The 24,355-nt window shown below is 35.6% G+C and carries 24 protein-coding genes and 2 tRNA genes; 8 read left to right on the top strand and 18 right to left on the bottom strand.

The features are described 5' to 3' along the window. Positions 1-90: 90 nt before the first annotated feature. Positions 91-1,497 (bottom strand): magnesium transporter, encoded by a 1,407-nt coding sequence (mgtE, locus tag IC221_RS27095; RefSeq protein ID WP_188171940.1) that lies wholly within the window; start codon positions 1,495-1,497, stop codon positions 91-93. A 207-nt stretch (positions 1,498-1,704) separates the two neighbouring features. Here mgtE and IC221_RS27090 point away from each other — a divergent pair, with 207 nt between their 5' ends. Beyond that, positions 1,705-2,295 (top strand): riboflavin synthase, encoded by a 591-nt coding sequence (locus tag IC221_RS27090; protein WP_188171939.1) that lies wholly within the window; start codon positions 1,705-1,707, stop codon positions 2,293-2,295. A gap of 1 nt (position 2,296) precedes the next feature. Further along, positions 2,297-2,998: a LytTR family DNA-binding domain-containing protein gene (locus IC221_RS27085; protein WP_188171938.1), complete on the top strand. Its 702-nt coding sequence runs from the start codon at positions 2,297-2,299 to the stop codon at positions 2,996-2,998. Between the two features lie 73 nt (positions 2,999-3,071). On the opposite strand, the gene IC221_RS27080 is transcribed toward IC221_RS27085, so the two are convergent. Next, a complete protein-coding gene (locus IC221_RS27080) occupies positions 3,072-4,631 on the bottom strand; it encodes a hypothetical protein (RefSeq protein ID WP_188171937.1) in 1,560 nt (519 codons plus the stop codon). Between the two features lie 418 nt (positions 4,632-5,049). Continuing rightward, positions 5,050-5,370, bottom strand: a complete 321-nt coding sequence (locus IC221_RS27075; protein WP_188171936.1) for a helix-turn-helix domain-containing protein — start codon at positions 5,368-5,370, stop codon at positions 5,050-5,052. A gap of 126 nt (positions 5,371-5,496) precedes the next feature. Here IC221_RS27075 and IC221_RS27070 point away from each other — a divergent pair, with 126 nt between their 5' ends. Continuing rightward, positions 5,497-6,009 carry a lactoylglutathione lyase family protein gene (locus tag IC221_RS27070; protein ID WP_044207542.1) on the top strand — a complete coding sequence of 171 codons (513 nt, stop codon included), beginning with the start codon at positions 5,497-5,499 and terminating at the stop codon, positions 6,007-6,009. An 89-nt stretch (positions 6,010-6,098) separates the two neighbouring features. Here IC221_RS27070 and IC221_RS27065 read toward each other — a convergent pair whose 3' ends face one another. The 12 genes from IC221_RS27065 to IC221_RS27010 form a co-directional block, all read right to left on the bottom strand. Next, complete coding sequence (locus IC221_RS27065; protein ID WP_223241509.1) at positions 6,099-7,523, bottom strand: hypothetical protein; 1,425 nt, start codon at positions 7,521-7,523, stop codon at positions 6,099-6,101. Between the two features lie 99 nt (positions 7,524-7,622). Further along, entirely contained in the window at positions 7,623-8,174 is a 552-nt protein-coding gene (locus tag IC221_RS27060; RefSeq protein WP_188171935.1) for a YceI family protein, read from the bottom strand. A 365-nt stretch (positions 8,175-8,539) separates the two neighbouring features. Beyond that, complete coding sequence (locus IC221_RS27055) at positions 8,540-9,181, bottom strand: lipoprotein signal peptidase (protein WP_253273995.1); 642 nt, start codon at positions 9,179-9,181, stop codon at positions 8,540-8,542. 72 nt (positions 9,182-9,253) lie between these two features. After that, positions 9,254-10,738 (bottom strand): TrkH family potassium uptake protein, encoded by a 1,485-nt coding sequence (locus tag IC221_RS27050; RefSeq protein WP_223241508.1) that lies wholly within the window; start codon positions 10,736-10,738, stop codon positions 9,254-9,256. Positions 10,739-10,751: 13 nt separating this feature from the next. After that, complete coding sequence (gene trkA, locus IC221_RS27045) at positions 10,752-12,095, bottom strand: Trk system potassium transporter TrkA (protein WP_188171934.1); 1,344 nt, start codon at positions 12,093-12,095, stop codon at positions 10,752-10,754. A 138-nt stretch (positions 12,096-12,233) separates the two neighbouring features. Next, complete coding sequence (locus IC221_RS27040; RefSeq protein WP_188171933.1) at positions 12,234-13,778, bottom strand: YifB family Mg chelatase-like AAA ATPase; 1,545 nt, start codon at positions 13,776-13,778, stop codon at positions 12,234-12,236. 51 nt (positions 13,779-13,829) lie between these two features. Further along, the gene (locus IC221_RS27035) at positions 13,830-14,930 is read right to left on the bottom strand and encodes a tetratricopeptide repeat protein (RefSeq protein ID WP_188171932.1); all 1,101 of its coding nucleotides are present in this window, start codon (positions 14,928-14,930) and stop codon (positions 13,830-13,832) included. 178 nt (positions 14,931-15,108) lie between these two features. Further along, on the bottom strand, positions 15,109-15,804 hold the full coding sequence (locus IC221_RS27030) for a hypothetical protein (RefSeq protein WP_188171931.1): 696 nt from the start codon (positions 15,802-15,804) through the stop codon (positions 15,109-15,111). Between the two features lie 88 nt (positions 15,805-15,892). Then, positions 15,893-15,965 (bottom strand) — tRNA-Gln (locus tag IC221_RS27025). A 35-nt stretch (positions 15,966-16,000) separates the two neighbouring features. Beyond that, positions 16,001-16,073: transfer RNA gene (locus IC221_RS27020), tRNA-Gln, on the bottom strand. A 101-nt stretch (positions 16,074-16,174) separates the two neighbouring features. After that, on the bottom strand, positions 16,175-16,720 hold the full coding sequence (locus IC221_RS27015; RefSeq protein WP_188171930.1) for a hypothetical protein: 546 nt from the start codon (positions 16,718-16,720) through the stop codon (positions 16,175-16,177). A 193-nt stretch (positions 16,721-16,913) separates the two neighbouring features. Beyond that, entirely contained in the window at positions 16,914-17,918 is a 1,005-nt protein-coding gene (locus IC221_RS27010) for a kelch repeat-containing protein (RefSeq protein ID WP_188171929.1), read from the bottom strand. 392 nt (positions 17,919-18,310) lie between these two features. Here IC221_RS27010 and IC221_RS27005 point away from each other — a divergent pair, with 392 nt between their 5' ends. The 3 genes from IC221_RS27005 to IC221_RS26995 are packed head-to-tail and all read left to right on the top strand — an operon-like array spanning position 18,311 to position 20,461. After that, positions 18,311-18,763, top strand: a complete 453-nt coding sequence (locus IC221_RS27005; protein WP_188171928.1) for a type I restriction enzyme HsdR N-terminal domain-containing protein — start codon at positions 18,311-18,313, stop codon at positions 18,761-18,763. A gap of 14 nt (positions 18,764-18,777) precedes the next feature. Beyond that, on the top strand, positions 18,778-19,782 hold the full coding sequence (locus IC221_RS27000) for a DUF4465 domain-containing protein (RefSeq protein WP_188171927.1): 1,005 nt from the start codon (positions 18,778-18,780) through the stop codon (positions 19,780-19,782). A gap of 13 nt (positions 19,783-19,795) precedes the next feature. Further along, positions 19,796-20,461, top strand: coding sequence for an ABC transporter ATP-binding protein (locus IC221_RS26995; protein ID WP_188171926.1), 666 nt, complete (start codon positions 19,796-19,798; stop codon positions 20,459-20,461). Between the two features lie 2 nt (positions 20,462-20,463). On the opposite strand, the gene IC221_RS26990 is transcribed toward IC221_RS26995, so the two are convergent. From IC221_RS26990 to lipA, 3 genes are all read right to left on the bottom strand, one after another. Next, on the bottom strand, positions 20,464-21,351 hold the full coding sequence (locus tag IC221_RS26990) for a DMT family transporter (RefSeq protein ID WP_188171925.1): 888 nt from the start codon (positions 21,349-21,351) through the stop codon (positions 20,464-20,466). A 1-nt stretch (position 21,352) separates the two neighbouring features. Continuing rightward, positions 21,353-21,583 carry a cytochrome b5 domain-containing protein gene (locus tag IC221_RS26985; RefSeq protein ID WP_044207574.1) on the bottom strand — a complete coding sequence of 77 codons (231 nt, stop codon included), beginning with the start codon at positions 21,581-21,583 and terminating at the stop codon, positions 21,353-21,355. Between the two features lie 71 nt (positions 21,584-21,654). Beyond that, positions 21,655-22,545: a lipoyl synthase gene (lipA, locus tag IC221_RS26980; protein WP_188171924.1), complete on the bottom strand. Its 891-nt coding sequence runs from the start codon at positions 22,543-22,545 to the stop codon at positions 21,655-21,657. A 252-nt stretch (positions 22,546-22,797) separates the two neighbouring features. On the opposite strand from lipA, the gene IC221_RS26975 reads away from it, so the two are divergent. Further along, positions 22,798-23,403, top strand: coding sequence for a NifU family protein (locus IC221_RS26975; protein ID WP_188171923.1), 606 nt, complete (start codon positions 22,798-22,800; stop codon positions 23,401-23,403). Positions 23,404-23,560: 157 nt separating this feature from the next. Then, positions 23,561-24,103, top strand: a complete 543-nt coding sequence (locus IC221_RS26970; protein WP_188171922.1) for a dihydrofolate reductase family protein — start codon at positions 23,561-23,563, stop codon at positions 24,101-24,103. The last annotated feature ends 252 nt before the right edge of the window (positions 24,104-24,355 follow it).

Here is a 24,355-nt window from a genome sequence, read left to right as displayed (position 1 = left end):
AAAAACTTCTTTCAAAATCTACAGTTTTTGCTACTTTAATAATGTCTCTAAAAAACGTCAAAATGTTGAAAATGAATTTACTGTACTAAATTAACCTATAGCATTTAGAAGAAAGGCAGTTGCTAAGCTGAAATAAATTAACAGTCCTGTAACATCGACAATAGTGGTAATTGCTGGACTTGCAACAACGGCAGGGTCTCCTTTCATTTTTTTGACGATAAGGGGTAGACCTGCTCCAATCATTGTAGAGGTTACTACTTGTAGAGCCAATGCTAATGAAATAATAAATGCAACATAGGATAACGTAAGTCCTCCTGGCAACATAGCATTGAATGATAATAATGTCACTTTGATAAAAGCAATACTAGATAGACAAACCGCTAAAAGCAAAGCAATCCTCATTTCTTTAAATGTGATTTTCCACCAGTCTTTGGTTGTCACTTCACCTAAAGAAAGTGCTCTAATCACTACAGTACTTGCTTGACTACCTGCATTTCCCCCGGTATCTGCTAGCATAGGCATGTACAAGGCGAGAATTACCATCTGATCCAAAGCATCTTCAAAATGATGGAGAATCAGACCTGAGATCATCCCTATTATTGCCAAAGATACTAACCAAAGCACTCTTTTTTTGAAATGCCTAAAGACAGAAATATCCATGTAGCCTTCATCATCATCTTCACCTGCTGATGATGTAATACCCATCATTTTTTCCATGTCCTCCGTCTGTTCAGCGACAATGACTTCTATGGCGTCATCATGACGGACAATACCGACTAGTTTTCGCTCTTCGTTAAGGATAGGTAGTGCTACCAAATTATATTTTTCGATTCTTCTTGCAACTTGTTCCCTATCTTCATCCACTGTAGCAGCTACAAAATCAACAATCATAAGATCTTCAATTTTGTCATCTAATTCTGCCAGAATCAGATCTTTCAAAGTCACAAAACCTAATAGTACTTTTTCATCATCCACTACATACACATAGTAGATCATTTTTTTACTTGGAGAATCTTTCTTTACCTTATCTACCGTTTCTCGGACCGTCATCCAGTTTCTTGCAGTTGCAAAATCTGTAGTCATAATGCCTCCTGCAGAGTCAGCATCGTACCCACTCAATTCCACAACATTGCTTCTTACCTGTTTGTTGAGGTAAGGTAACAAAGCGGATTGTTCATCTACTGTCAATTCCTGATAAAAGTCGGCTCGTTCATCAGAACGCATCGCTTCAAAAACTTTTGAAAAAGATCTTCTCTCAAGACTCTTGAAAAGGTAATATTGAAGGTCCCTATTGAGCTCGCCAAAAATCTGAGCTTTCTCTTTGTTAGGGAATAGTGTAAATATGATAAGAAGGTCTTTCTCTTCTAGTTTCTCAAGGATCTCAACAATTTCTACAGGAGGAAGTTTTAATAAAACCTCTTCAAGTGCATTCCAATTTTCATTGTCAATCAATCCTTTAACAATCTCATATCTTTGTTCTATATTGGTTACAGTCATAAGAAAAAGAAAAGTAGATAATAGGTAAGGTAATTTCTAGATAAATAAGCCTTGGTATGTTTTGAGCATACGGTTGATATCGGCTATATAAATGATGATTGTTCTCTGCGAGTACCTTTTTGTCATCACTTAATACACAAAAGTAAAACTTCTCTTCGTAAATTTGCCTAACTTGTATTGTAATAATAATTAAACCATAGTCATAGAATGTTTACAGGAATAATTGAGGCATTAGGAACCATTGTCGATATCCAAAAAGATCAAGAAAATACAATATTTACGGTTGAGTCATCTATCTCAAACGAATTAAAAATAGATCAAAGTTTAGCGCATAATGGTGTTTGCTTAACAGTTACACATATTGAAGATAACAAGCATCAAGTAGTTGCAATTCATGAAACTTTACAAAAAACAAATTTGGGTGATTGGACTGTAGGTGATGTTGTGAACCTAGAAAGAAGTATGCCTTCTCATGGACGTTTTGACGGACATATTGTACAAGGGCATGTAGATCAAATTGGTGAGTGTATTGACGTTGTGGATGAAAAAGGAAGCTGGAGATTTACATTCCAATATGACCCTTCAACTAAAAACTTTACCGTTGAAAAAGGTTCTATTTGTGTCAATGGTGCAAGTTTAACAGTTGTAGATGATGCAAAAGGTCAGTTTAGTGTAGCTATCATTCCTTATACTTTTGAGAATACGAATTTCCATAAAATCAAAAAAGGTACTAAAATCAATTTAGAATTTGATATATTAGGAAAATACATTCAAAAGTTAAAAACATTAGAACTATAGTATGGCCGATTTACAATGTGTCATAGTGGATGATGAGGAAGTATCTCGTATGGTAGTGAGAGACTTTATCAAAAGAACCAATGGCTTAAAGCTTGTAGGGGAATTTGATAATGCTGTTTCAGCATACGAAATGCTGAAAGATACAGCCGTTGACCTTCTGTTTTTGGATATAGAAATGCCGCAGATGACAGGGATTGAATTGGTTCAATCACTTGAAAAGTTACCTGAGGTCATTCTTATCACCGGACGAAGGGATTTTGGTGCAGAAGCCTATGAATACAACCTTACTGATTATTTAATCAAACCAATCACTTATCCTCGTTTTCTGAAAGCTGTAGAGAAAGGAAAAACGTCTATTGAAGAAAGTGATCAGAAGTTGGTGGAGAATAGTGAGGATGATACTTTGTATGTAAAAGCCGACAATAAGATTGTAAAACTATCTTTAAAGAATATTTATTTCGTAGAAGCTTTATCGGATTACATGTTGATCAATACGATTGATAAGAAATATGTGATTCACTCGACAATGAAAGCTTTAGAGAAGAAGTTTCCTGATAATTTTATACGTGTTCACCGTTCTTATATTGTTAATCTTACAAAGGTTGAAACAATAGAAGATTTACAAATTGAGATGCCTCAGAAAAGTATTCCGATTGGTAATTCTTACAAAAACAACTTCTTATCAAGGTTGAATTTTTTATAAGGAACATGTTTTAAAAATAAAGGTCATATCAAATTCAATTGATATGACCTTTATTGTTACAGAGAGAGAATTTTTATTCTTCTGCTTCAAGGTAGGTTACTCTGAAGTTATAGGTCACATCATCTGTTTGTCCTTTGATATCTGTAGCCGTGATGGTTAAAGTATAAATTACTTCACCAAAAACAGGGGGATCAGCATCAATAGTAAACGCAGTATTTAGAGTTGTACCTATGTCAACAGGGTAAGAAGTAAATACAGAAGGATCATCTAAGGCTCCACTTACAGGTGTAATTTCTTCCCTATCACTGACAAAACTATATTCAATAGAGGCTAAACCTACATTTTCTTGTATCTTCCCTTCTACAGCGATATCAATACTATTTTTACCAATCAGTCTATCCGTCAAATCCAATACATCATTTTCTGGAACGTATTCCTTAGTTCCGTCAATGACTAAATCTGCAATTCTAATGATTGGGGCTAAATCCTCTTTGGCTACCAATGAGAACCTAAAGAAAGTGGCTTCTTCCCACGTTTGTTCTCCATCTTTTACAGTGATATTTATAAAGATAGTTTCACCTGCTTGAGTATCCAGAAGATCGAAACTAAATTGGAAATCATCATTGTTAAATACTTGTGCAAGGTCCTGTTCATTGACACCTTGAAGGTCAACTTCTATAGGTGTTTCATTCACAACAGGAGCGGGTTCACCAATAGATGGAGCTACACCGATTCTTGATACTTCTAACCTAGCAGAATCTAATCCTCCGGCATCTGTAAACACAAGACTATTTAGACTAAACTGTTCGCCTGGAAAAAGTGTTACAATTCTATTGGAAGGTATTTCAATACCAGACTCTTCTTGATAAGAAACAAATACAGCGGGTTGATCATCACAATTGACATTAATCTGAGTAGTTTCTTCAATCGTATTTCCAAAAACGTCTTCAGCAATCAGTTTTAAATTGTAAACCCCATTTTCTAGACTATCAGAAATAAAGAGCTGTCTTTGTACTAACTCAGCAACATCTATTGTATCAATACTATTGGCTTGGAAATATCGAGGTGTAGCGTCTGCAATACTCACTCCAATTCTTTTCAGTGCAATATTATCGGTAACTAAAGCGTTGACGACTATCCTCTCCGCTCTACAAAAGGCCTCATTTTCTAAGTTACCTTCAATAGCTGAGGTCACCGAGAAGTTTTCGATAACTGGTGATTGAACATCAGCTCCAATTAAAAAATAAGCGGTATCCACAATGAAATTATTCCCTGCATCTTTATTGCTGATTTCCATTAAGTATCTACCTGTTCTTACATACGAAGGTACAATGAAGGTTGTATCAAATTGCAGCTGACGAGCAAGTACTTCAGAAAACGTTTTTTCAAATGCAAAGATGACCGTATCATTAGCAATTAATTGAGGGTTTTCAATTTGAAATTTCACTTTACTTTCTTCAATTAGAGCATTGTCTTTGAAAGTAATAGCTACTGGAAATGAATCTTTGTAATAGTAAATCTTATCACTTACAACGTCAGTCGTAACTGTTGGGTCAAATTCATCTTCTAGAGCGATACAGGAGATGAAAGTTGAAAAAGCAAAAAGATATAAGGCTAGATTCTGAAGTTTCATAAATTAAAAATTACCGTTAGTCAACCTGCAAGTTACTAAATGTTAATCATAGTTAATAGTCTTTTCAATAGCAATGAAAGTTTTTTGGCAATTTTAAATCATAATTATTGATATGGTAGCTGTTAGGTAACACCACTACATTTTTTATGTAATTTTTAAATATAACTCTTAAAAAAGTTATAAAGCCTCCTGTTTTAGATTAAAAAGCATAAATACCTTCAGTAATACCTCTCAAAATTCCATATTTGTAATGTACCAAGTAAGAAATTAATGACTGAGTTGTACTACTTGAGTAGTATCAACAAATCATTGAAAGAAAAACTATGTTAAGCAGCATAGAAGTCAGATGAATAGATTGAAGAGAGAGCTTGGAGAAGGCTAGTTTTTTTGAGACTAGCCTTCTTTTTTTGTCTAAACTTTACGGTTGTTTCTCCATTAAATCTTTCCCCCACTGATCCATCAATTGTAGTACTTGTTTTAGTGAATAACCTAACTCCGTTAATTCATAATCAACTCTTGGTGGTACTTCAGGATATACAGTTCTTTTGATTAATTGGCATTCTTCCAATTCTCTTACCGTTTGTGTAAACATCTTATTTGAAATCTCTGGTATTGTCTTTTGTAGCTCTCCAGATCGCATTTTTCCGTCCAATAAATGGAAAAGTACCAATGGCTTCCATTTACTCCCTACAAAGTCCATGGTGAGGTGAAGGGAACATTCATATTTTTTATTAATCATCTTATTTTTATTTGGCTTATAATCAGTAATTCACACCTTTTGGTAACTATAGCACTTTATTGTAAGATATTGATTTACAGAATACTTATATTTAATATTGGACCCAAAATAAACGAAAAAATACTTATGAGTAAAGAACAAAGCTATCCTAGATCATTTTCTCATATCGGAATCACTGTACCTGATATTGAAAAAGCCGTAAAATTCTATTCTGAGATCATGGGTTGGTATGTAATTATGCCTCCTTCTGATGTTGTGGAAGAGAATGAAACGGCAATTGGTCAGATGTGTATTGATGTATTTGGTAGTGGATGGGGAACTTTCAAAATAGCCCATTTAGCGACTTCAGATGGTGTAGGAATCGAGTTATTTTCTTTCCCAACTACTGAAGCGAAAAAGCCGGAGTTCAATCCATTTAATGCAGGCTTATTCCATTTTTGTGTTCAGGATCCTAACATTGAAGAATTGACGCAAAAAATTGTGGATGCAGGAGGAAAACAAAGAATGCCAATCAGAGAGTATTATCCGAATTCAAAACCTTATAAGATGGTTTATGTGGAAGATCCTTTTGGGGTTGTTTTTGAGATTTATACACATAGTTATGAGTTGACGTACTCATCTGGTGCATATACAGAATAATGATATTTAGTTTATAGTAATGATATAAGAAAAAAGGTCAGCTCTTAAAAAGAACTGACCTTTTTCTTTATATCTTAATTCAAGGTAGATTAGAAGCTAATCGCTGCTTCAATCATGAAACCATTGAATTTACCGTCTTCATAAATTGCGTCAACTGAACCACCGACAGCACCTTCTGGAGCACCTGTTACACTTGCATTGTATACGTCATACCCTTCGTAAGTTTGCATCACGTAACCTGCTTTCATCATAACGTTTCTTGTCATGTACCAACCTGCAGCAACTTCTACACGGTTTTGACGAACGCTAGCTTGAGCTACGTCCCAAGTACCAACAACATTGTTTTGTCCATCAGGAATTGTTGGGTCGATGTAGTTACCACTTTGAGCACTGTTAGTACCCCAAGCTGTATTGTACTTACCACCTACATAGAACTGCTCATTCTTACCGAAACGGTAGATTAATTCAGCATTTAATTGGTTCCATTGTCTTGTTTCTGAGTTATCAGCTGCCATTTCACCTTTGCTAGCACCGTTAGATACTTCATAAGTACCGAAGAATTCTAAACCTTTGAATTTCACAAATGGGTTGATCATGAATGCTGTGATGTTACCAGTGAAATCTGGGTTCACACGACCATTTCTGAATGATGACGTAGGGCTGTGACCAGGAACATCCATTACAGAGTAGAATCTTGAACCTGCTCTATCACCTGCATAAAGGTTTGAGTTAGCAAGGTTAGAGTTGTGATAAACTGAACCTGTTAAACGAGCTCTTAAATCATCGTTGATTTGCTTGTCAACACCAATCTTACCATATACTGACCAGTTACCAGTTGAAGTTACACCTTGGTTTAATTTACCATTTGAAAGACCACCAACTGCAAGGAAACCGTTTTTCTGTGCCATTACTTCCATTGCCATTTCAGTAGCAAATGCATCCATGATAGTGTTACCCATAAACGCATTACCTAAAGCGTAAGCATTGTTTGTACGACGGAAATGTTGGTCACCGTAGTTCAATTCCATTTGACCAATTTTAATGGTTAATACATCCATTAAGTTATCAGCCAATTGACTATTTAAGTTTAAGAAGTTTAAGTTGTCAATTTGTAAGTAACCACCCATTACCCATGCATCATTGTGGTGACGAGATGAAAGGTAAGTTTGTAAATGTACTCTCACACCATCCGCTAACTGAGCGTCAATGTTTAAGTTGGCAGTTGGAAGGTTTACACCTGGGTGAATCTCGGCTAACGCTACTGCACCACTGTTAGAGTGTCCTAAACCTTGCATTTGTAATGCGAAGTCCGCTCCAACACGTACTTTCATTCCATCAAATCCAACAGTATCTTCTTTCGTTGTTTCAAATACGTTTACGCCACGTTGATCATTGTAACGCATATATTGCATATCACGATCAAAAACACCGTTAATTTTTTGGGCCATAACATTGCCAGCAAGCATTGTAAGAAGTAAAGCAAATACTCCTGTAATCTTGTATAGATTTTTCATAATAAATCTGATAATATAAATTAGGTATAAATATTAGGTAGGTATAATTGAGAAAGGAAATGAAGCAAATGATCTTACCTTTTCCTTATATCATATATTCTAGTTGAATGAAGCGGAGTAATCGATTGTTACTTCATCTCCAGTAGTGATAGTACCAAACATTGCTGTTGGAGGATCAACATTATAAGTAGTCATATTGAAAGTAGTTTTACCTTCAAATTTTACTTTTCCACCTTCTACAGAAGTATCTGCAAGAAGTGTAACTTCTTTTGTAGTTCCTGCAATTGTCAACTGTCCTTGTGCTTTTACGGCACCGTTAGCGTCAATTGTAGCAGAAGTGGTTTTGAATGTAATGGTAGGATTACTTTTTTCTTTTAAAGCCGAGTAGATGTTTTTGTCCATCGCTCCTTTTCCAGATTTGATACCTTTCACAACGAAAGTTAAATCAAGATTATTTACGGCTGTAATTTTATCTCCTTCAAGTGTTACGTCAGCATTTCCTGTTACATCATTAACGTCGCAGTGCCAATCGTGTAAAGAAGAAGTTCCCTCAATTTTAATTGTACTATTGTCTTTTGAATAGTTTTTAGTTTGTGCAAATAAACTGCACGTAGCAAACAGTGATAAAATGAATATTAAGTTCAGTTTCATTATTTTAAAGTTTGATAATTGGATAATTTTTTAGCTGTAATTCTACTTAGGTACTAGTATTTAGTAGATAATTTTCTTCTTTGATCATCGAATACATGTGCAATGTAACGGCTTAAATTTGATTTATATATCGTTATTTAGTTAGTAACAGTAAATAAATCGCAATAAATGTAAACTGGTATTGCATTTTACAAAAGTATTCCTCTGTTAGTGATGTTCATCATTTATTAAAAGTGATCAACATTATTTACAACTCTTTAGAAAGGTGACTTCAGTCGGATTACACTTTTTTCAAAACAAAAAAAGAGTAACAGTTTTCACCATTACTCTTTCTAAATTTATCTTTTGGATGTTATTATAAACATCTATTTTTTTTCTTCGTGAGCCTTTTCAAATTCAGTGAACTTATTTTGGAAGATTAAAATAAAAGTTACTCCTAAGAAAATAGCAGAGTCTGCGATATTAAAGACAGGGCTGAAGAATAAAAAGTGATCTCCTCCTATCATTGGTAACCATGTTGGGAAGTTTCCTTCAATCATTGGGAAATACAACATGTCAATTACTTGTCCATGAAACCAAGGTGATGAAGAACCAGGTATAGCGTTACCTTCGATCAATACACCGTAGAAAATACTATCAATGGCATTACCAATGGCACCTCCTAGTATCATGGCAATACAGATAAGGAAGCCTGGATGCGTAGGTTTTTTATAAAGGTTGTAAATGGCATATACAATTCCGCCAGATGCAATTATTCTAAATAAGGTCAATAATAATTTTCCGTATTCATTGCCGAATTGCATACCAAATGCCATTCCTGGATTGAGTAAGTAATGCAAACGGAACCAATCACCAATAACATGTATTTCACCCAGTGTTCCCATTTCCATAAAATTATGGACAAGAATCTTACTGATTTGATCTATAATTATGACTAAGATGGCTACACCATAAATAGCCGATAGGCTAATTTTCTTTTTATTTTCTTTCACTACTTCTAACTCCACTATTATTTATTTAAAAAATTGCTGTTTAGAACTAAGTACTTTGGTAAAATTAATTCTAGACTTGTACTTATTTTAGAATCTACTCCAAAAGTATGGTGTGAAGATAATCATTACAGTAAACAATTCTAATCTTCCTAACAACATTAAGAAAGATAATACCCATTTTACTGCATCAGGAAGATGTGCAAAGTTATCTACAGGACCTACCGAACCAATACCAGGTCCAATATTACCCAATGAAGTAGCTACAGCACCTATTGCCGTCATTAGGTCAACACCCAATGCTGAAAGTACTAAGATTCCAAGACCAAAAATTAAGAAATAAGCCATAATAAAAGCGAGAACATTAAATGTAATCCCTCCTTTAACGGCTTTATTATTGAACCTTACAGGAATAATTGCTGTAGGGTGTAACTGTCTTTTTAATTCCAGAAATGTATTTTTAAAAAGGATAATATGACGAACGATCTTCACACCACCTGCTGTAGATCCTGCCATACCGCCACAAAACATCAATACAAATACAACCATTGTAGCATAAGGAGCCCAAGCTGTATAGTCTGCCGAGACATAGCCAGTTGTAGTCATAATGGAGACTACTTGGAACAATGCATCTCTAAATGATTTCTCAATTCCTAAGTTGGTAGTGTATGCTACTACTCCACCTATAGAAACAGTAGATAAGAAAATAATTCCAATGTAATATCTGTATTCTTCGTTGGTCCAGATTGCTTTGAACATTCTCTTAAATAAGAAATAGTTCAATGTAAAGTTGGTTCCTGCTAAAAGCATGAAGAAGATTAAGATATACTGAATATATGGACTCATCGAAGCCGCACTGTCGTTGTAAGTAGAGAAACCTCCTGTTGCCATTGTGGTGAGTGCATGATTAAGAGCGTCATAAAAGCTCATTCCTCCTGTCATCAACAATATGGTTTCTATGACTGTTAAACTTGCATATACCCACCAAAGTCTTTTGGCTGTTTCTTTAATTCTTGGTTGAAGCTTGTCTGGAGAGATACCTGGAGCTTCAGCAACAAAAAGCTGCATACCTCCAATGCCTAAGAAAGGTAATATGGCAACTGCAAGTACAATAATACCCATTCCTCCAATCCATTGTGTTAGACTTCGCCAGAATAAAATCCCCTTTCCTACACCTTCAATATCCGTAAGAATAGATGCACCAGTAGTAGAAAAACCTGAAATGGTTTCAAAATAAGCATCCGTAAGTGATGGAATTTCGTGGCTGAATAGATAGGGTAAACTACCAAAAAACGCCATTAAGGCCCATCCTAATGATACAACGATATATCCATCTTTCTTCTTGATTTCTCTTTTGTAGCCTCTATGTTCACCATAAAGTATCGTCAATCCTCCGGCTAGAATACTAATTACTCCTGATTGTAATAATGCAAACCAGTCCTCTCCTCCAAAATAAAAAGAGAAAGGCAGGCATATAAACATGAATATTCCATTGAGTACAATAAGAATACCCATTATCCTAGCAATTAAACCAATATTAAATTGACTTTTGCGCTGTTGAAATTGTTCTCCCATAAAAAATCAGTGCTTAACGGAAAAATGCTTCTACTTTAGAAATACATTCCGGTCGTGTTAATACCACGGCTCTGTCATAAGGTTCAAATTGGAAATCACCCTTAGGAATGTAAGCTTTTCCTCTTCTAATTGCACCACCAATGATGGCAGATTTAGGGAAACCTAATGCTTTTAATTCCTTTTTAGTAACTGGAGAATTCTCGTTGACTACAAATTCCAATACTTCGGCGTCAACACCATGAACGTTTGTTAGTGAAATAATTTCTCCCCTACGGATATATCTAAATATGAAGCTTGCTGCTATAAGTTTCTTATTGATCAATGTGTCCACACCCATATTTTGAGAAAGGTGGATATAATCCATATTTTCTACCAGGGCAATCGTCTTTTGAACACCGTGCTTCTTCGCCACTAATGAAGTGATAATGTTGGTTTCTGAATCGCCAGTTACTGCAATAAATGCATCAGCTGTATCAATTCCCTCTTCTTCAAGTAAGTCAACATTTCTACCATCACCATTAATCACCAATGTATTTGGCAGTTCTTCCGCCATTTCAATGGCCTTGTCTCTATCCTTCTCGATTAAAACGACATTGTATTTGTGGCTTAATGAACGAGCGGCATAGAAACCTACTTTACCACCACCTAAGATAATCAGACGTTTGATCTTCTTCGATTGCTTTTTTCCTGTCAATTGAAGCACGCTTTCAACACCTTCAGGCTTCGCAATGTAATAAACGTGATCTCCCAATTCAAAACGTGTGTTACCTCTTGGAATGATTGTCTCATCATTACGAAGAATGGCGACGGTTAAGAATTTAAAGTCTTTATTGAGGTAGGTTGTCTCTTCCAGAGTTTTTCCACAAAGAGGTCTTTCTTCGTCAATGGTTATACCAATTAGTGATAATAGCCCCTTCTCAAACTCAAATGTATCTGTAATTGCCGCCTCTTTTAGGAGACGTTTGATCTCTTTTGTAGCCAATAATTGTGGGGAAATCATTTCATCTACCCCCATCCTTCTCATGTCCAAAACCTCACGAGCATGTAAGTATTCACTATTCGTAATTCTTGCAATAGTTCTCTTAGCTCCTAACCTTTTCGCTACCATGGCAGTGATAAGGTTGGTTTCTTCAGAAGAAGTGACTGCGATTAGCATGTCAGATTTACTCACATTTGCATCGTCTAATGTTGCAAATGAAGTAGATGAACCTTTAATTGTGGCAACATCAATATGATTTGCCGCATGGTTTAAACTATCCTCATCTGTATCGATAAGGGTAATATCGTGATCTTCGTGTGCCAGTAGTTTTCCTAAGTGGAATCCTACATCTCCAGCACCTGCGATTATGATTTTCACAAGTTAAATCTCTTTATTGATAGTACTTATCTCCTTAATAGTTGGAAGACACTGCAAATATAGTGTGATTTTTTGGATAGCGATAATTTTTAGAGCTTGTTTGGAATATCCTCATTGGGAGCGTTGTAAACACCCTTTTTATCCTTCAGCCCAGCTTTCTCTATCTAAACTTCTATATTGAATAGCTTCCGCAATATGTTCTGCTTTAATATTCTCACTTCCTGCAAGATCTGCTATAGTTCTTCCGACTTTCAGAATTCTATCATAAGCTCTTGCAGAGAGTCCTAAACGGTCCATAGCCGCTTTCAAAAGATTTTTTCCTAATGCATCTAAGACACATACCTGTTTCACTAATTGAGAAGGCATCATAGCATTACAATGCACCGCATTCGTAAAATCTTTAAATCTTTCTTCTTGAATTTTTCTAGCCTCAATTACTCTTTCACGTATAGCCTCGCTACTTTCTGCAGGTTTTACCTCTGTCATTTCTTCAAAAGAAACAGGTGTGACCTCTACGTGTAAATCAATTCTATCCAAAAGCGGACCACTTACCTTGTTCAAGTAACGTTGTACAGCTCCTGGAGGGCAAGTACACTCTTTTTCGGGGTGATTATGATAACCACACGGGCAAGGGTTCATACTTGCAATCAACATGAAATTGGCAGGGAAGTCCACAGACATTCTGGCTCTAGAGATGGTCACTTTTCTTTCCTCCAGAGGTTGACGCATCACTTCCAAAACAGTTCTCTTGTATTCTGGCAATTCATCTAAGAACAAAACGCCATTATGAGATAAAGAAATTTCTCCTGGTTGAGGTATTCCACCTCCACCTACCAAAGCGGCGTCGCTGATGGTATGATGTGGAGCACGGAAAGGACGTGTTGAAATCAATTGTCCATTCGAACCCAATTTACCCGCTACGGAATGTATTTTAGTGGTTTCTAAAGCTTCTTGTAACCCTAATGAAGGAAGGATTGTGGGAAGTCTTTTGGCCAACATTGTTTTTCCTGCACCAGGAGGGCCTACCATGATAACATTATGACCTCCAGCAGCAGCAATTTCCATTGCCCTTTTCATATTTTCTTGTCCTTGAACCTGAGAAAAGTCTACTTCATAGTGGTCTAGTGTATCATTAAAAAGTTCTCTGGTCTCAATTTTCAAAGGTTGGATCTCTTTGTCTCCCTGAATAAATTCAATGGCTTCTAGTAATGTAGAGACTCCAATAACATCAAGATTATTGACGATGGCGGCTTCTTTGGCATTTTCTACAGGTAAAATAAAACCTTTGAAGCCATTCTTACGCGCTTCAATCGCTATCGGTAAAGCACCTTTGATAGGTCTAAGCTTTCCATCTAAAGAAAGCTCTCCTAAAATGATATATTTATCAAAGTCTCTTGCTCCAATCTGTCCAGAAGACTGAAGTATTGATAAGGCTATAGGCAAATCAAATGCTGCTCCTTCTTTTTTAGCTTCTGCAGGAGCCAAATTGACAACTACTTTTTGTCTAGGTATGGCATAACCGAAGTGTTTTACGGCAGATTCCACTCTGTGCTCACTTTCTTTGATGGCACTATCCGGCAAACCTACCACATAAAGGTTTTTACCTGTTAGTACATTTACTTCAATTTCTATCAGTGTAGCATCTACTCCATATACGGAGCTTCCAAAAGTTTTTGAAATCATAGTTTACTGGTAAATTTTAGAATCGTTAAACGATATGTATATAGTTAGAGTTTATGACTGCACTTCTTCTGTATCAGAACTGTTCAAATCCTCTTCAGAAGGTGGTGCGTATAGTTTTCTTAGTGTTACTTTTAAGTTGATTAAAGCTAATCGAGCATCTTTATAAGTCGGATCTATTTCAAGTGCTTTCTCGTAATTCTTTCTTGCTTCAGCATAATTTCTTAGTACATACTGATTAGTAAGCCCAAGCTCATACCAAAGCTCTTTTGTTTCAGGATTGTATTTTAGCCCCTCTAAGAATATTTTATTTGCTTCTAAAGGTTGTCTTCTTCTTCTGTAAAGTTTACCCAAAAGCCTTGAAGATTTCCAATGCGAAGGTTCTTCTCTCAAAACTTCCTCAAATATAATAATGGCACTGTCATATTTATCTTGTTCATTGAGTATGCTTCCATATGAATATTTCATGTCAGAAGAATTCAAAGACATCTTTTTTGCTTCTTGGTAAGTGATTACTGCTTTTTCTAAGTCATTTAAAAGTACACTTTCTTCAATAATACCAGCATAGGCAATGGAATCTAAAGGATCAAAACCGATTGCTTTTTGGTAATTTTTGATAGCGGTTTTGGAATCGCCCATTTTAGCAAAAGTCTTTCCTAACGCCCTGTAGGTTTTACTGTTTTGTGGAATTTCACTTAAAGAACTTTCCAAAAAGTAAATAGCACTATCAAATTGGTTTAATGCGGTGTACGATGACCCTAAAAATGTTTTTAATTGAGGGTGTCTATAACCAAGTGTCATCGCTTTTTTTCCATTTGTGATAGATTCACCCATATTACCCAAGAAATAATAAGAAGTCGCAATTCCAAAGTAATAAACACCTTGGGTAGAATCTAATAAAATAGCTTGTTCAAGATCTTCTAACGCCCCTGCGTAATCTTTCTTTCTTACTTTTACTCCACCTCTTTTCGCAAAAAGCGACGCGTCTTCTGGCTTTTGAGCAATAATTTCATCTAAGAAAGAAATTTGCTTCTCATAAAATTCATCTTCATGTGCAGAAGCATCCACTAACCCTTCTAGTGTGTTTTGTTTTTTCTGACAGCCCAAAAGGCAAATTAAAAGTATAAATGGAGTAAAATATTTTCTAAACAACATTTTTACGGAATGCAATTGATGATTCAAAACTGACGCTAGATTTCTCTAAATCATAAAGTAAATGGATAAAAAAGTCCTTTGACCTCACTTTGTCTTATTACTTAGAATGCAAAATGCATAAAAAAGCTCACTTTGGGGAGGAAGTGAGCTTTTTATGTATAGTATTTTTATAAAAGAATTATGATAACTTATTTTCTCTTTTTCTGAGAGCACTTAATTCTTTTTGTAATTCTTCACCTTTATTTCTTTCAGTCACTAGTTCTCTACGCACTTGCATTTCTCTTTCTTGTGCTCTAGTTCTGAAATCATCAAATTCAGTCTGTAAAGAGTCATGATCTTTTTTGATCACATTTACAGCTTGATTATTGGTTTGGAAACGAATTAATAAAACGATGACTACAATGATTAATACTGCAATAATTGCAAAGGCAGTATACATCACTGAGTACTTAGGTACATCCATTCCTACAAGGTTAATGTAATCACCTAATTCAATTAATCTGTCTTTTTCACCAAGTCGTGATTGCATTTCTTTTACCTCTTGCTGTGCTAAAGTCGTTTCTTTACGTGCCATAGCAGCATCAGAATAGGCTGTTTGCAATGAGTCTTCTACCAAAACCCAATAATCATCAAGCCAAGATTGCTTGATCATTCTATATTCTTTCCAACGTCCACCACGTTTCGACATGAATTTGTAACCTTCTAATAGGGTATCATCTGCAGGACCTGTTGGTTTAACTTTTTTAGGGGTAGATGTGGATGTATTTGTTGTACTAGTAGAAGTACCTGAACCTGCAGTCTCTTGTGCATAGGCAGTGGTTAAAGTAACCATTAACACAAAAGTTGTGACTAATTTAATTATTCTTTTTAACATGCTAGTAATTTTTTAAGCTATCTGTTTTACAAATATAGAAATAGCAGACAAAAAAAAAGCCTTATAGCGAAAAACTATAAGGCTTTTGTTGTCCGACCAGGTCTCGAACCTGGACTCTTCTGAACCAAAATCAGACGTGTTGCCAATTACACCATCGGACAGTTTTCAAAGAAAGGCTTCAAATATTTTTTGGTAGTTGTCCGACCAGGTCTCGAACCTGGACTCTTCTGAACCAAAATCAGACGTGTTGCCAATTACACCATCGGACAATCTTCTGAAGCCGTTTCTCTGAAATGCGATGCAAATGTAGAGGGATAAATTTTACTTTCCAAATTATTTCAAAAAATAATCAACAAATAAATGTAAATATTTAAAGGTTCATTCGGGAGTATCTACTGTTATCCATCACTATTTCTGTATTTAATTGTTGAATAAAATATTGTATATCAGTATTTTCTATGTCGATGAAAAACTGATTTTGCGTTCCGTTTTTAAATTTTACTTCTAATTGAAAATTTCCAATAAATCCGAAATAAAATAATAAAGAAGCACCCAAAAAAAGTGAAAGCCCGGTAAATAAAGACACACTTCCTATGTTGGCAGCAACTAAGGATAGTGGCCCAATAATACCACCGACAAGCAGAGGTAGGATAAGTTTTTTCTTTTTTAATGACACTGAATGTATCATCTTTCTTTCAAATTTACGATGGGTAGTTGGTAAAGAAATTTCTAAAAAGAAGCTTGAAAGTTTTAAGAAAAAATAGGAATCTAACTCATATTTTAGGTCATCATTTTCCTCCATTTTAATCCAGTTGTAGAGGTAACTATAGGAATAGTAATAGCCGTCGTTATCTTGTGTGAGATCACTAACGATATACTCTTTCTGTACTGAAAAATATGGTTCTTCTTTAGACAATGTGTATTGTTGGGGCTAGGTTATAAAAAAAGATCTTTGTTCTACTTTAAGTACCAATCATCACAAGACGACTTTTTATTCTTCTTCTAGTACTTACATCTAAATATACAATTGAATTTTGATGCTTGTTCAAGTAGTACATTTATTCTTATAAATTATTATTCCAAAAGTGACTTATATAAAATATTTCTTACTACTTGCCCAGCTTCTCCATCGTATTCACTCTTCCTCCTCCTCTTACTGGACTTCCACCAAAAACATAAATGCTTCCTTTGTATAAAATAGCATTTGTGCCATGTCTTCCTTCAATCATATCAGACATCAATGACCATTTATGAGTCGTTAGTTCTAAAACCTGAGTTTTACTCGAAGCTTTAGGTTGAGCATTTTCTCCACCCATATAAATCAAATAATTATCTAATTTGATAACACCTCCCGCTGCACTTGGGTAAGGAAGACGATCTTCTAGAGTGATCCACTGTTGTGTTTTAAAATCATATACATCCACAAAAGGATTGGTATATTTAAAGAATGCCGTAAAATTGTTTTTATGGTGCACGCTACTGTTTCTTCCTCCAATAAGATAGAGTTTATCATTAGCCACCACTGCATTGAAATGATCTCTCAAGTGAGGAGCTGAAGTTAATTGCTCCCATGTATTGGTTGATAAATCATAAACATCAAAACGGTTGGAACATCCTGAAGTGTGACCGTTTGTGATACCGCAAGCAAGGTAGATTTTATCTTGATATAAAACGGCTCCACCGCCTCCTCTCCTTACTTCTTTAGGAATGAGTCCTTGTTTCTTCCATTCATTCTTTTCGGGTTGATAGGTCCAAATATGTTCTAAAGGTGTTTCCACAGGGTAATTACCTTTCATGGCTCCAACAAAATAAATATGGTCATGATAAGAAACTGCTTGAAAATGATGCATAAAAAAAGGAGCGTCCCCCACTTTGGTCCAAGTGTTAGAAGATGGATCAAATACTTCTACTGCTTTCGATTCACGACCACCTATCAAATAGAATTTGTCTTTATGGAGAACGAAAGAAGTTTCATGTCTTCCTTTAACTTTTTGACTTTGAGTTACAGAAGACCATTGGTAATTTTCTAATAATTGATTTTGAAGTTCGTGTTTCTGAGCAAAAGCACTCAGTGAAACAATGAGTAGATGGATAGTTACTAGAAGCTGTTTCATGTTCAATACTTTGATTAAGTTGAAAGAAAACCTTTCACTTTCTCAATATCATCAAAAATGTATGATTAAAAAAAAGGTATTGTAACAGTTAATGTTGAGTCTTAAGTGATTTATTTATGTCGATGAAAAAAGGCTGCTATCATTTCACCTTAAATAGTATTTCGATTATTATTTATAATTCAATAAAATGACATCGAATTTATTGAAATTCGCTACAAATCAGTGATTTAAAGTAAGGATGAGGAATGGTCTGAAAAGTTTCTGTTAAGGTTTTCTATTAAGAAAATGAGATGACGGTAATAACAAATTCTAAATTTGACTCAAATTGCTAGTGGAGAAACAATAATAAATTAATGAAGTATTGTAAATTTACTTCAAATTAGATTCAATGCATGCAAGAATTAAATCTACCGAAGTCCAATGTCCGTTTAGAAGAAAAAAACGGGAAGCAGTATATTTTTGATCCAATTCGAAAAAAAATGCTCCAACTCACACCTGAAGAATGGGTAAGACAGCAGTTTTTACAGATGTTGCTATCCATGGGAGTTTCTAAAGGGTTAGTTGGGATAGAAAATGGACTGAAAGTAAACAGAAAAGCAAAGCGTTCGGATCTCCTTTTGTACAATAGAGATGGTCAACCTTACTTACTGATAGAATGTAAAGCACCGTCAGTCAAATTAACGAACGAAACTTTTAAGCAAGTGGCCGCTTACAATGCTACTTTAAAGGCTCCGTTTATTGGTATAACCAATGGTTTGCAACATTATTTTTGCAAAATCGATTTTGACAATTCTTCCTATCAGTTTTTAAAAGAGTTGCCGTTACCTCCTTACGTTAAAAAATAAGTTATTCATATCAAATGAAGTTCCTTAAATATATTTTTATCCTATCTTTCTTGGCTGTTTTAGGTTGTGGAGTTGAAGAAATTACTGGTCCACGCTTAGAACTCACCATTGTGTCCCCAAAGGTCAATCCGGTGACTGCACAAGCACTAGTGACCACTCGAGATACTATCATCTATGAGGCGAGAGTTAGAGGAGGAGATTCAACAACATACCAATGGTCAGTTGATGGTGAAGTAATTGTCAATGGTTTAATTTCTGAACCAATCCGGTACACAGAAGAAGGAAGTAAAGTCGCTCGTTTTTCAGCTTCTAATGAAAACTACGACTCTTATGCTGAAATCCTTATCAATATCATCAATAGAGTTGCCACATTTGAGGATTTACCTTTGGAGGAAGATTCTTTTTGGATAGGAAGTGGAAATTCAGCTCCAACATCTTTTGAATCTGGTGGAATAAGCTTTAACAATACACCTCCTACAGATACAAAAGAATATGCCGATTTTGGTTACTCTAATATTATTGATTCTACGAATGCTAATTATGTAGAATACGGTGCGTACATTCAGACTCAAAGTCAAAATCAATTTGGTATTGCAAGAATGGACACACTACAAAATGATATCAAGATTAATTTCGATTCATTATTTTCTCCACTAAGCATTTCATTGGCCAATAATCCAAAAGTTGTGCGTTACGCAAGGGGAGATATTGCTCCTGATTCAGCTTTTAGTAGAGGAGATTATTATGATATTGTGATCAAAGGAATCAATGAGGACCGTACTTTGACAGCTGATTCAGTGGAAGTACGTATGATCGAAAGAGGTACCCTATCTTTGACAGTATTAGAGGAATGGACGTCAGTTGACCTTTCTTCATTGGGTAAGGTAAAAGGATTACAATTTGAAATTAATACCACGGCAAAGCATGCGGATACAGGGATTGAATATATAGACAAACGTTTCTGTATTGATGATCTTGTATTGATAGAAAACCCAGAAAACTTTAATATTACACCTTAAAAAACAAACCAACATGCTGAAAGTAATTGATCTCAAAAAATCATTTAGAAGCTCAAAGGGAGAGTTAGAAGTCATCAAAGGCATTTCTTTTGAAATCAAAGAAGGTGAAATTGTTGCTATCGTAGGTACTTCGGGTTCAGGAAAAACAACCTTACTTGGACTTACAGCAGGTTTAGACGCTCCTACTTCAGGACAAGTGATCTTGGATGATATAGACATAACAAACTTGACAGAGGATCAAAAAGCAGACATCAGAAATCAAAAAATTGGTTTTATTTTCCAAAACTTTCAGCTTTTACCATCATTGACTGCACTAGAAAATGTGCTGACTCCGCTTGAGTTAAGAGGAGAAAGAAATGTGAAAGAGAGAGCGAAGGCTATTTTAAATGAAGTAGGTTTAGAGGGAAGAGAAACACATTACCCACATCAGCTTTCAGGAGGTGAGCAACAAAGGGTAGCTTTGGCAAGGGCTTTTGTGAGTAAGCCAAAAGTATTATTCGCAGACGAGCCTACTGGTAACCTTGATGAGGAAACGAGTAATCATGTAGAAAACCTTCTTTTTGAATTGAATAAAGAAAAAGGAACTACATTGATCATTGTGACGCACGACCCTGAATTGGCAAAGAAAGCGGATAGAGTGATAAGAATTAAGGATGGGCTTGTAGAAAATCCTACTTAAAATTATTTCTTCTTTTTACCAATCAAATACACCCCTGCAAAAATCAAAACTGCAGCTATCACTTGAACTCCTTTTAAGGATTCGCCCAATACAATAATAGCCACAACTGTAGCCACCATCGGCTGGAAGTAAATGTAAAAACTTGCAGTACTAGCATTGACCACTCTCATTGCAATGGCATAAAAAAGATTGGCAATCAATGTAGTAAATAACACGGGATAAGCTATTGCAGCATAAATTGGAAGAGGAATCGCTTCCCAATTGGTGGATTGTACATCAGACCAAGATGCGATGATCACAAAAGGTACTGCCATAGTAAAAACCCACATCATCACTGTATTGGGGTGGTATTTTACCAAAAGTGGTTTAGTGATGATAAGATAAAAACTATAGAGAACAGCATTTAGAAAAACTTTTAGGTCACCTACCATTGATCCAGAATGAAACGCAATTCCATTTAAACCAATCATCATGAGTGACCCCATAAAACCTAATGTAATACCAATTATTTTTAAAGGCGTGATGCTTTCTTTTAGAATGGTAAAAGACAGTGTGAGCACAACAATAGGCACTGAGACAACTATTACTGAAGCATTGATTGGGCTTGTTTGGGAAAGTCCATCAAAGAATAATAACTGATTAATACAGGCTCCACAAAGAGCTGCTAATAGAAATCGTGGTATATCTTTTTTATCAATCCTTCTGTCCTTTACGGTCAATTGATGCAAAATATTAAAGAGAATTGCACCGCCAGTGATCCTCAAAAAGATAAAAGCGTAAGGAGTGATATAAGCAGGCATTGCCAACTTAGAAATCACAAAGTTACATCCATAGATTATAGATGCACCCATCAAGAAGAGATGAGCATGAAGCTTTGTTAGTTTATTCATTTTAGTCTGCCAATTCAGCAATTGGCTCAAATTTGTCGAAAACAAAAGCAGTATGGGGAGCATCTTTCATTTCAGCAGTCAAGTCTTGACCTGCCCAATGTTCATAGTGTTTTCCATTTCTCCATAACCTTGAGTTCCCCATATCATAGATTTTACCTTCAAAGGCTACCCAGATTTCTTCTCTATCTTGGCCGTTTCTTAATGCTAACTGCTGTCTTGTATATTTTTCCATAGGGGTAAAAATAATGGCTTTGTTAGAGTGAATTTAACAAAGCCATTGTAAAAAAGTTGATGTCGTTTGAATTAAAGCGGCACATTTACGTGACGTTCTGCATGGTATGAAGAACGTACTAATGGGCTAGATTCAACATACTTGATGCCTCTTTTCAGACCTTCCTCTCTATACATCTCAAACTTGTCTGGGTGAATGTACTCGATTACCTCGTGGTGCATTTTAGTAGGCTGTAAGTATTGACCTAAAGTCATTACATGCAAACCTCTTTCTGCAAGGTCATCCATAATTCTAAATACCATCTCGTCTGTTTCACCTAAACCAAGCATGATACCTGTTTTAGCACGACGACCAGCATCTACAATTCTTTTGATATGTTCTAAAGAACGATCATATTTTGCTTGAGGACGAACCGCTCTGTAAAGTTCTTTCACTGTTTCCATGTTGTGTGAAATTACTTCCTGACCGCCTTCCATCATTCTATACAATGCGTCCCAGTTCTTTCTAGTATCAGGGATTAGTGTTTCGATAGTTGTTTCTGGATTGAGTTTCTTTGTCTCTACAACAGTTTGGTACCAGATTTCAGCACCTCTATCTTTTAACTCATCTCTGTTTACAGAAGTGATTACCGCGTGTTTGACCTGCATTTTGTGAATAGCATCTGCCACACGTTTTGGCTCTTCTGCGTCGTATTCGGTTGGTCTACCTGTTGCTACTGCACAGAATGAACATCCACGAGTACATATATTTCCTAAAATCATGAAAGTTGCTGTACCTTCACCCCAGCATTCGCCCATGTTAGGACAATTACCGCTTTGGCAAATAGTATTCAACTTATGCTGATCTACCAATTTACGCACTTTAGCATATTCCTTACCGATAGGTAGTTTTACACGCAACCAATCCGGCCTACGTTGAGGCTTTTCTTTTTTCTCCGAAGAGATTACTGGTAGTTCTATCATTTATTTTTCGTTTTCGTTTTCGATTACAAGAATAACTCATAATCAGGGACAAAGTTACAAACTAGTTTCAGAATTATGAAATCATGTCACTATTTCAAGATATTTCCTCTTTTTGTAGGTCGATATGTTAATTTTGATCGAAAAAGCTGTTTGTTTTCACTATTTCTTTTGATAAGAATTTGCTAAATGTTTGTTTTGCCAAATATTGTGATTACACACAAAAAATATTTATTCATAAAAAAATCAATCACGATGGAAAATTCAACACAACAAGCAGGACGTCCCAAGCAAAACATAACGATATATACAGAAGCGAACCCTAATCCTAATTCCATGAAATTCATGTTGAGTTTTATGTTATTGAAAGGTGGTGAGAGCTATGATTTTCCAAGCATCAAAGAGGCAGAGGTTTCTCCTTTGGCAAAAGAACTTTTCGGAAAGTTTGAGGAAGTGGAGCGTATCTTCTACATGAGTAATTTCATTACAATTACTAAAAAAGAAGGTAGCACTGATTGGATCGAAATCATTCCTAAATTCAAAGAGTTTTTATTGGAATATTTCGAAGCTGAAAAACCAATTTTTGAGAATATTGATGAAACGATCGTAGAAAAAGCGGAATCTGAAGCCATCAAAAAAATCAGAGGTGTTTTAGATGAGTACATCAAGCCTGCCGTTGAAATGGATGGTGGTGCGATCAAATTCCACTCTTTTGATGAAGAAACTGGTATCGTAAAAGTATTACTTCAAGGTGCATGTTCTGGTTGCCCTTCTTCAACTTTCACACTTAAAATGAGCATTGAGAACTTATTGAAAAGAATGGTTCCTCAAGTGAAAGAAGTAGTAGCGGAAGGCGTTTAACACAGCAGCACTTTTTGATTAAAAAATTAAGAGTTAAGGATGAAGAACTAAAATATCTGTTCCTCATTCTTAGCTCTTTTTTTATGGTGTTGACCAGTGTTATTTTTCTATTGGTAATCCATTTTTAAATTCGCTCTTATATCAATCAAGAAGAAGTATGGAAACTAGAAATATAGTATTTATCGCTAAAAGTTTAGATGGTTACATCGCAGGTCCACAAGGAGAATTAGATTGGCTAAATAGTGTTCCTAACCCTAATCAAGAAGATGTGGGATTACATCCTTTAATGGAAAGAATTGATGGCCTGATCATGGGCCGAAATACATTTACGATGGTATGCAATATGGGAGGAGAATGGCCTTACTCAAAACCTGTTTTTGTTCTTTCGAATACCTTAACAGAAGTTCCTGAAGAATTTGAAGATAAAGCCATTATTGTCAATGGCCCTTTACACGAATTAGTAGATGACCTTCATGCGGAAGGATTTCATAAACTCTACATCGATGGAGGTATCACCGTTCAAAATTTCTTGAAAGAAGATTTAATTGACGAGATGATCATTTCCACTATTCCGATCTTATTGGGGGGCGGTATTCCTTTGTTTGGTAACCTTCCAAAACCAATGATGTTTGATCATGTAGAATCAAAAGTATTGCTGAATCAGATTACGCAGGATACTTATTTTAGGAATAGGAGTTAGGGGAGATTGTGAGATTTAGAAATAAGTATTGGGTTACTAATAAATACATAAAAAAGGCATGAAGTAAGGAGATCATCCCCTTGCTTCATGCTTCAATGAATTTATCTAAAACCTATTTTGAAGGCACAACTAATTTCTCAACTTTTGGTAATTTGTAATCACCATTTAAAACTGACTGTCCTGGCTCGTAGATTCTTAATAAGTAATTCCAACCATCAGCAGGAGCGTCTAATCTATTGGGAACATCACCTA

The organism is Flammeovirga sp. EKP202 (assembly GCF_014534745.1).
Lineage (GTDB): Bacteria > Bacteroidota > Bacteroidia > Cytophagales > Flammeovirgaceae > Flammeovirga.
Note: the sequence above shows the minus strand (reverse complement) of the source record. Positions and strands in the feature narration are given on the sequence as shown.

Coding starts and splice junctions, on each gene's coding strand:
- IC221_RS27030 (WP_188171931.1), bottom strand. CDS start 15,804: ATGTTAAAAAGAATAATTAAATTAGTCACAACTTTTGTGTTAATGGTT.
- IC221_RS27050 (WP_223241508.1), bottom strand. CDS start 10,738: ATGGGAGAACAATTTCAACAGCGCAAAAGTCAATTTAATATTGGTTTA.
- IC221_RS27085 (WP_188171938.1), top strand. CDS start 2,297: ATGGCCGATTTACAATGTGTCATAGTGGATGATGAGGAAGTATCTCGT.
- IC221_RS27090 (WP_188171939.1), top strand. CDS start 1,705: ATGTTTACAGGAATAATTGAGGCATTAGGAACCATTGTCGATATCCAA.
- IC221_RS26975 (WP_188171923.1), top strand. CDS start 22,798: ATGGAAAATTCAACACAACAAGCAGGACGTCCCAAGCAAAACATAACG.
- IC221_RS27070 (WP_044207542.1), top strand. CDS start 5,497: ATGAGTAAAGAACAAAGCTATCCTAGATCATTTTCTCATATCGGAATC.
- IC221_RS27080 (WP_188171937.1), bottom strand. CDS start 4,631: ATGAAACTTCAGAATCTAGCCTTATATCTTTTTGCTTTTTCAACTTTC.
- lipA (WP_188171924.1), bottom strand. CDS start 22,545: ATGATAGAACTACCAGTAATCTCTTCGGAGAAAAAAGAAAAGCCTCAA.
- IC221_RS26990 (WP_188171925.1), bottom strand. CDS start 21,351: ATGAATAAACTAACAAAGCTTCATGCTCATCTCTTCTTGATGGGTGCA.
- IC221_RS27065 (WP_223241509.1), bottom strand. CDS start 7,523: ATGAAAAATCTATACAAGATTACAGGAGTATTTGCTTTACTTCTTACA.
- IC221_RS27010 (WP_188171929.1), bottom strand. CDS start 17,918: ATGAAACAGCTTCTAGTAACTATCCATCTACTCATTGTTTCACTGAGT.
- IC221_RS26970 (WP_188171922.1), top strand. CDS start 23,561: ATGGAAACTAGAAATATAGTATTTATCGCTAAAAGTTTAGATGGTTAC.
- mgtE (WP_188171940.1), bottom strand. CDS start 1,497: ATGACTGTAACCAATATAGAACAAAGATATGAGATTGTTAAAGGATTG.
- IC221_RS27005 (WP_188171928.1), top strand. CDS start 18,311: ATGCAAGAATTAAATCTACCGAAGTCCAATGTCCGTTTAGAAGAAAAA.
- IC221_RS27040 (WP_188171933.1), bottom strand. CDS start 13,778: ATGATTTCAAAAACTTTTGGAAGCTCCGTATATGGAGTAGATGCTACA.
- IC221_RS27060 (WP_188171935.1), bottom strand. CDS start 8,174: ATGAAACTGAACTTAATATTCATTTTATCACTGTTTGCTACGTGCAGT.
- IC221_RS26985 (WP_044207574.1), bottom strand. CDS start 21,583: ATGGAAAAATATACAAGACAGCAGTTAGCATTAAGAAACGGCCAAGAT.
- IC221_RS26995 (WP_188171926.1), top strand. CDS start 19,796: ATGCTGAAAGTAATTGATCTCAAAAAATCATTTAGAAGCTCAAAGGGA.
- IC221_RS27035 (WP_188171932.1), bottom strand. CDS start 14,930: ATGTTGTTTAGAAAATATTTTACTCCATTTATACTTTTAATTTGCCTT.
- IC221_RS27000 (WP_188171927.1), top strand. CDS start 18,778: ATGAAGTTCCTTAAATATATTTTTATCCTATCTTTCTTGGCTGTTTTA.
- IC221_RS27075 (WP_188171936.1), bottom strand. CDS start 5,370: ATGATTAATAAAAAATATGAATGTTCCCTTCACCTCACCATGGACTTT.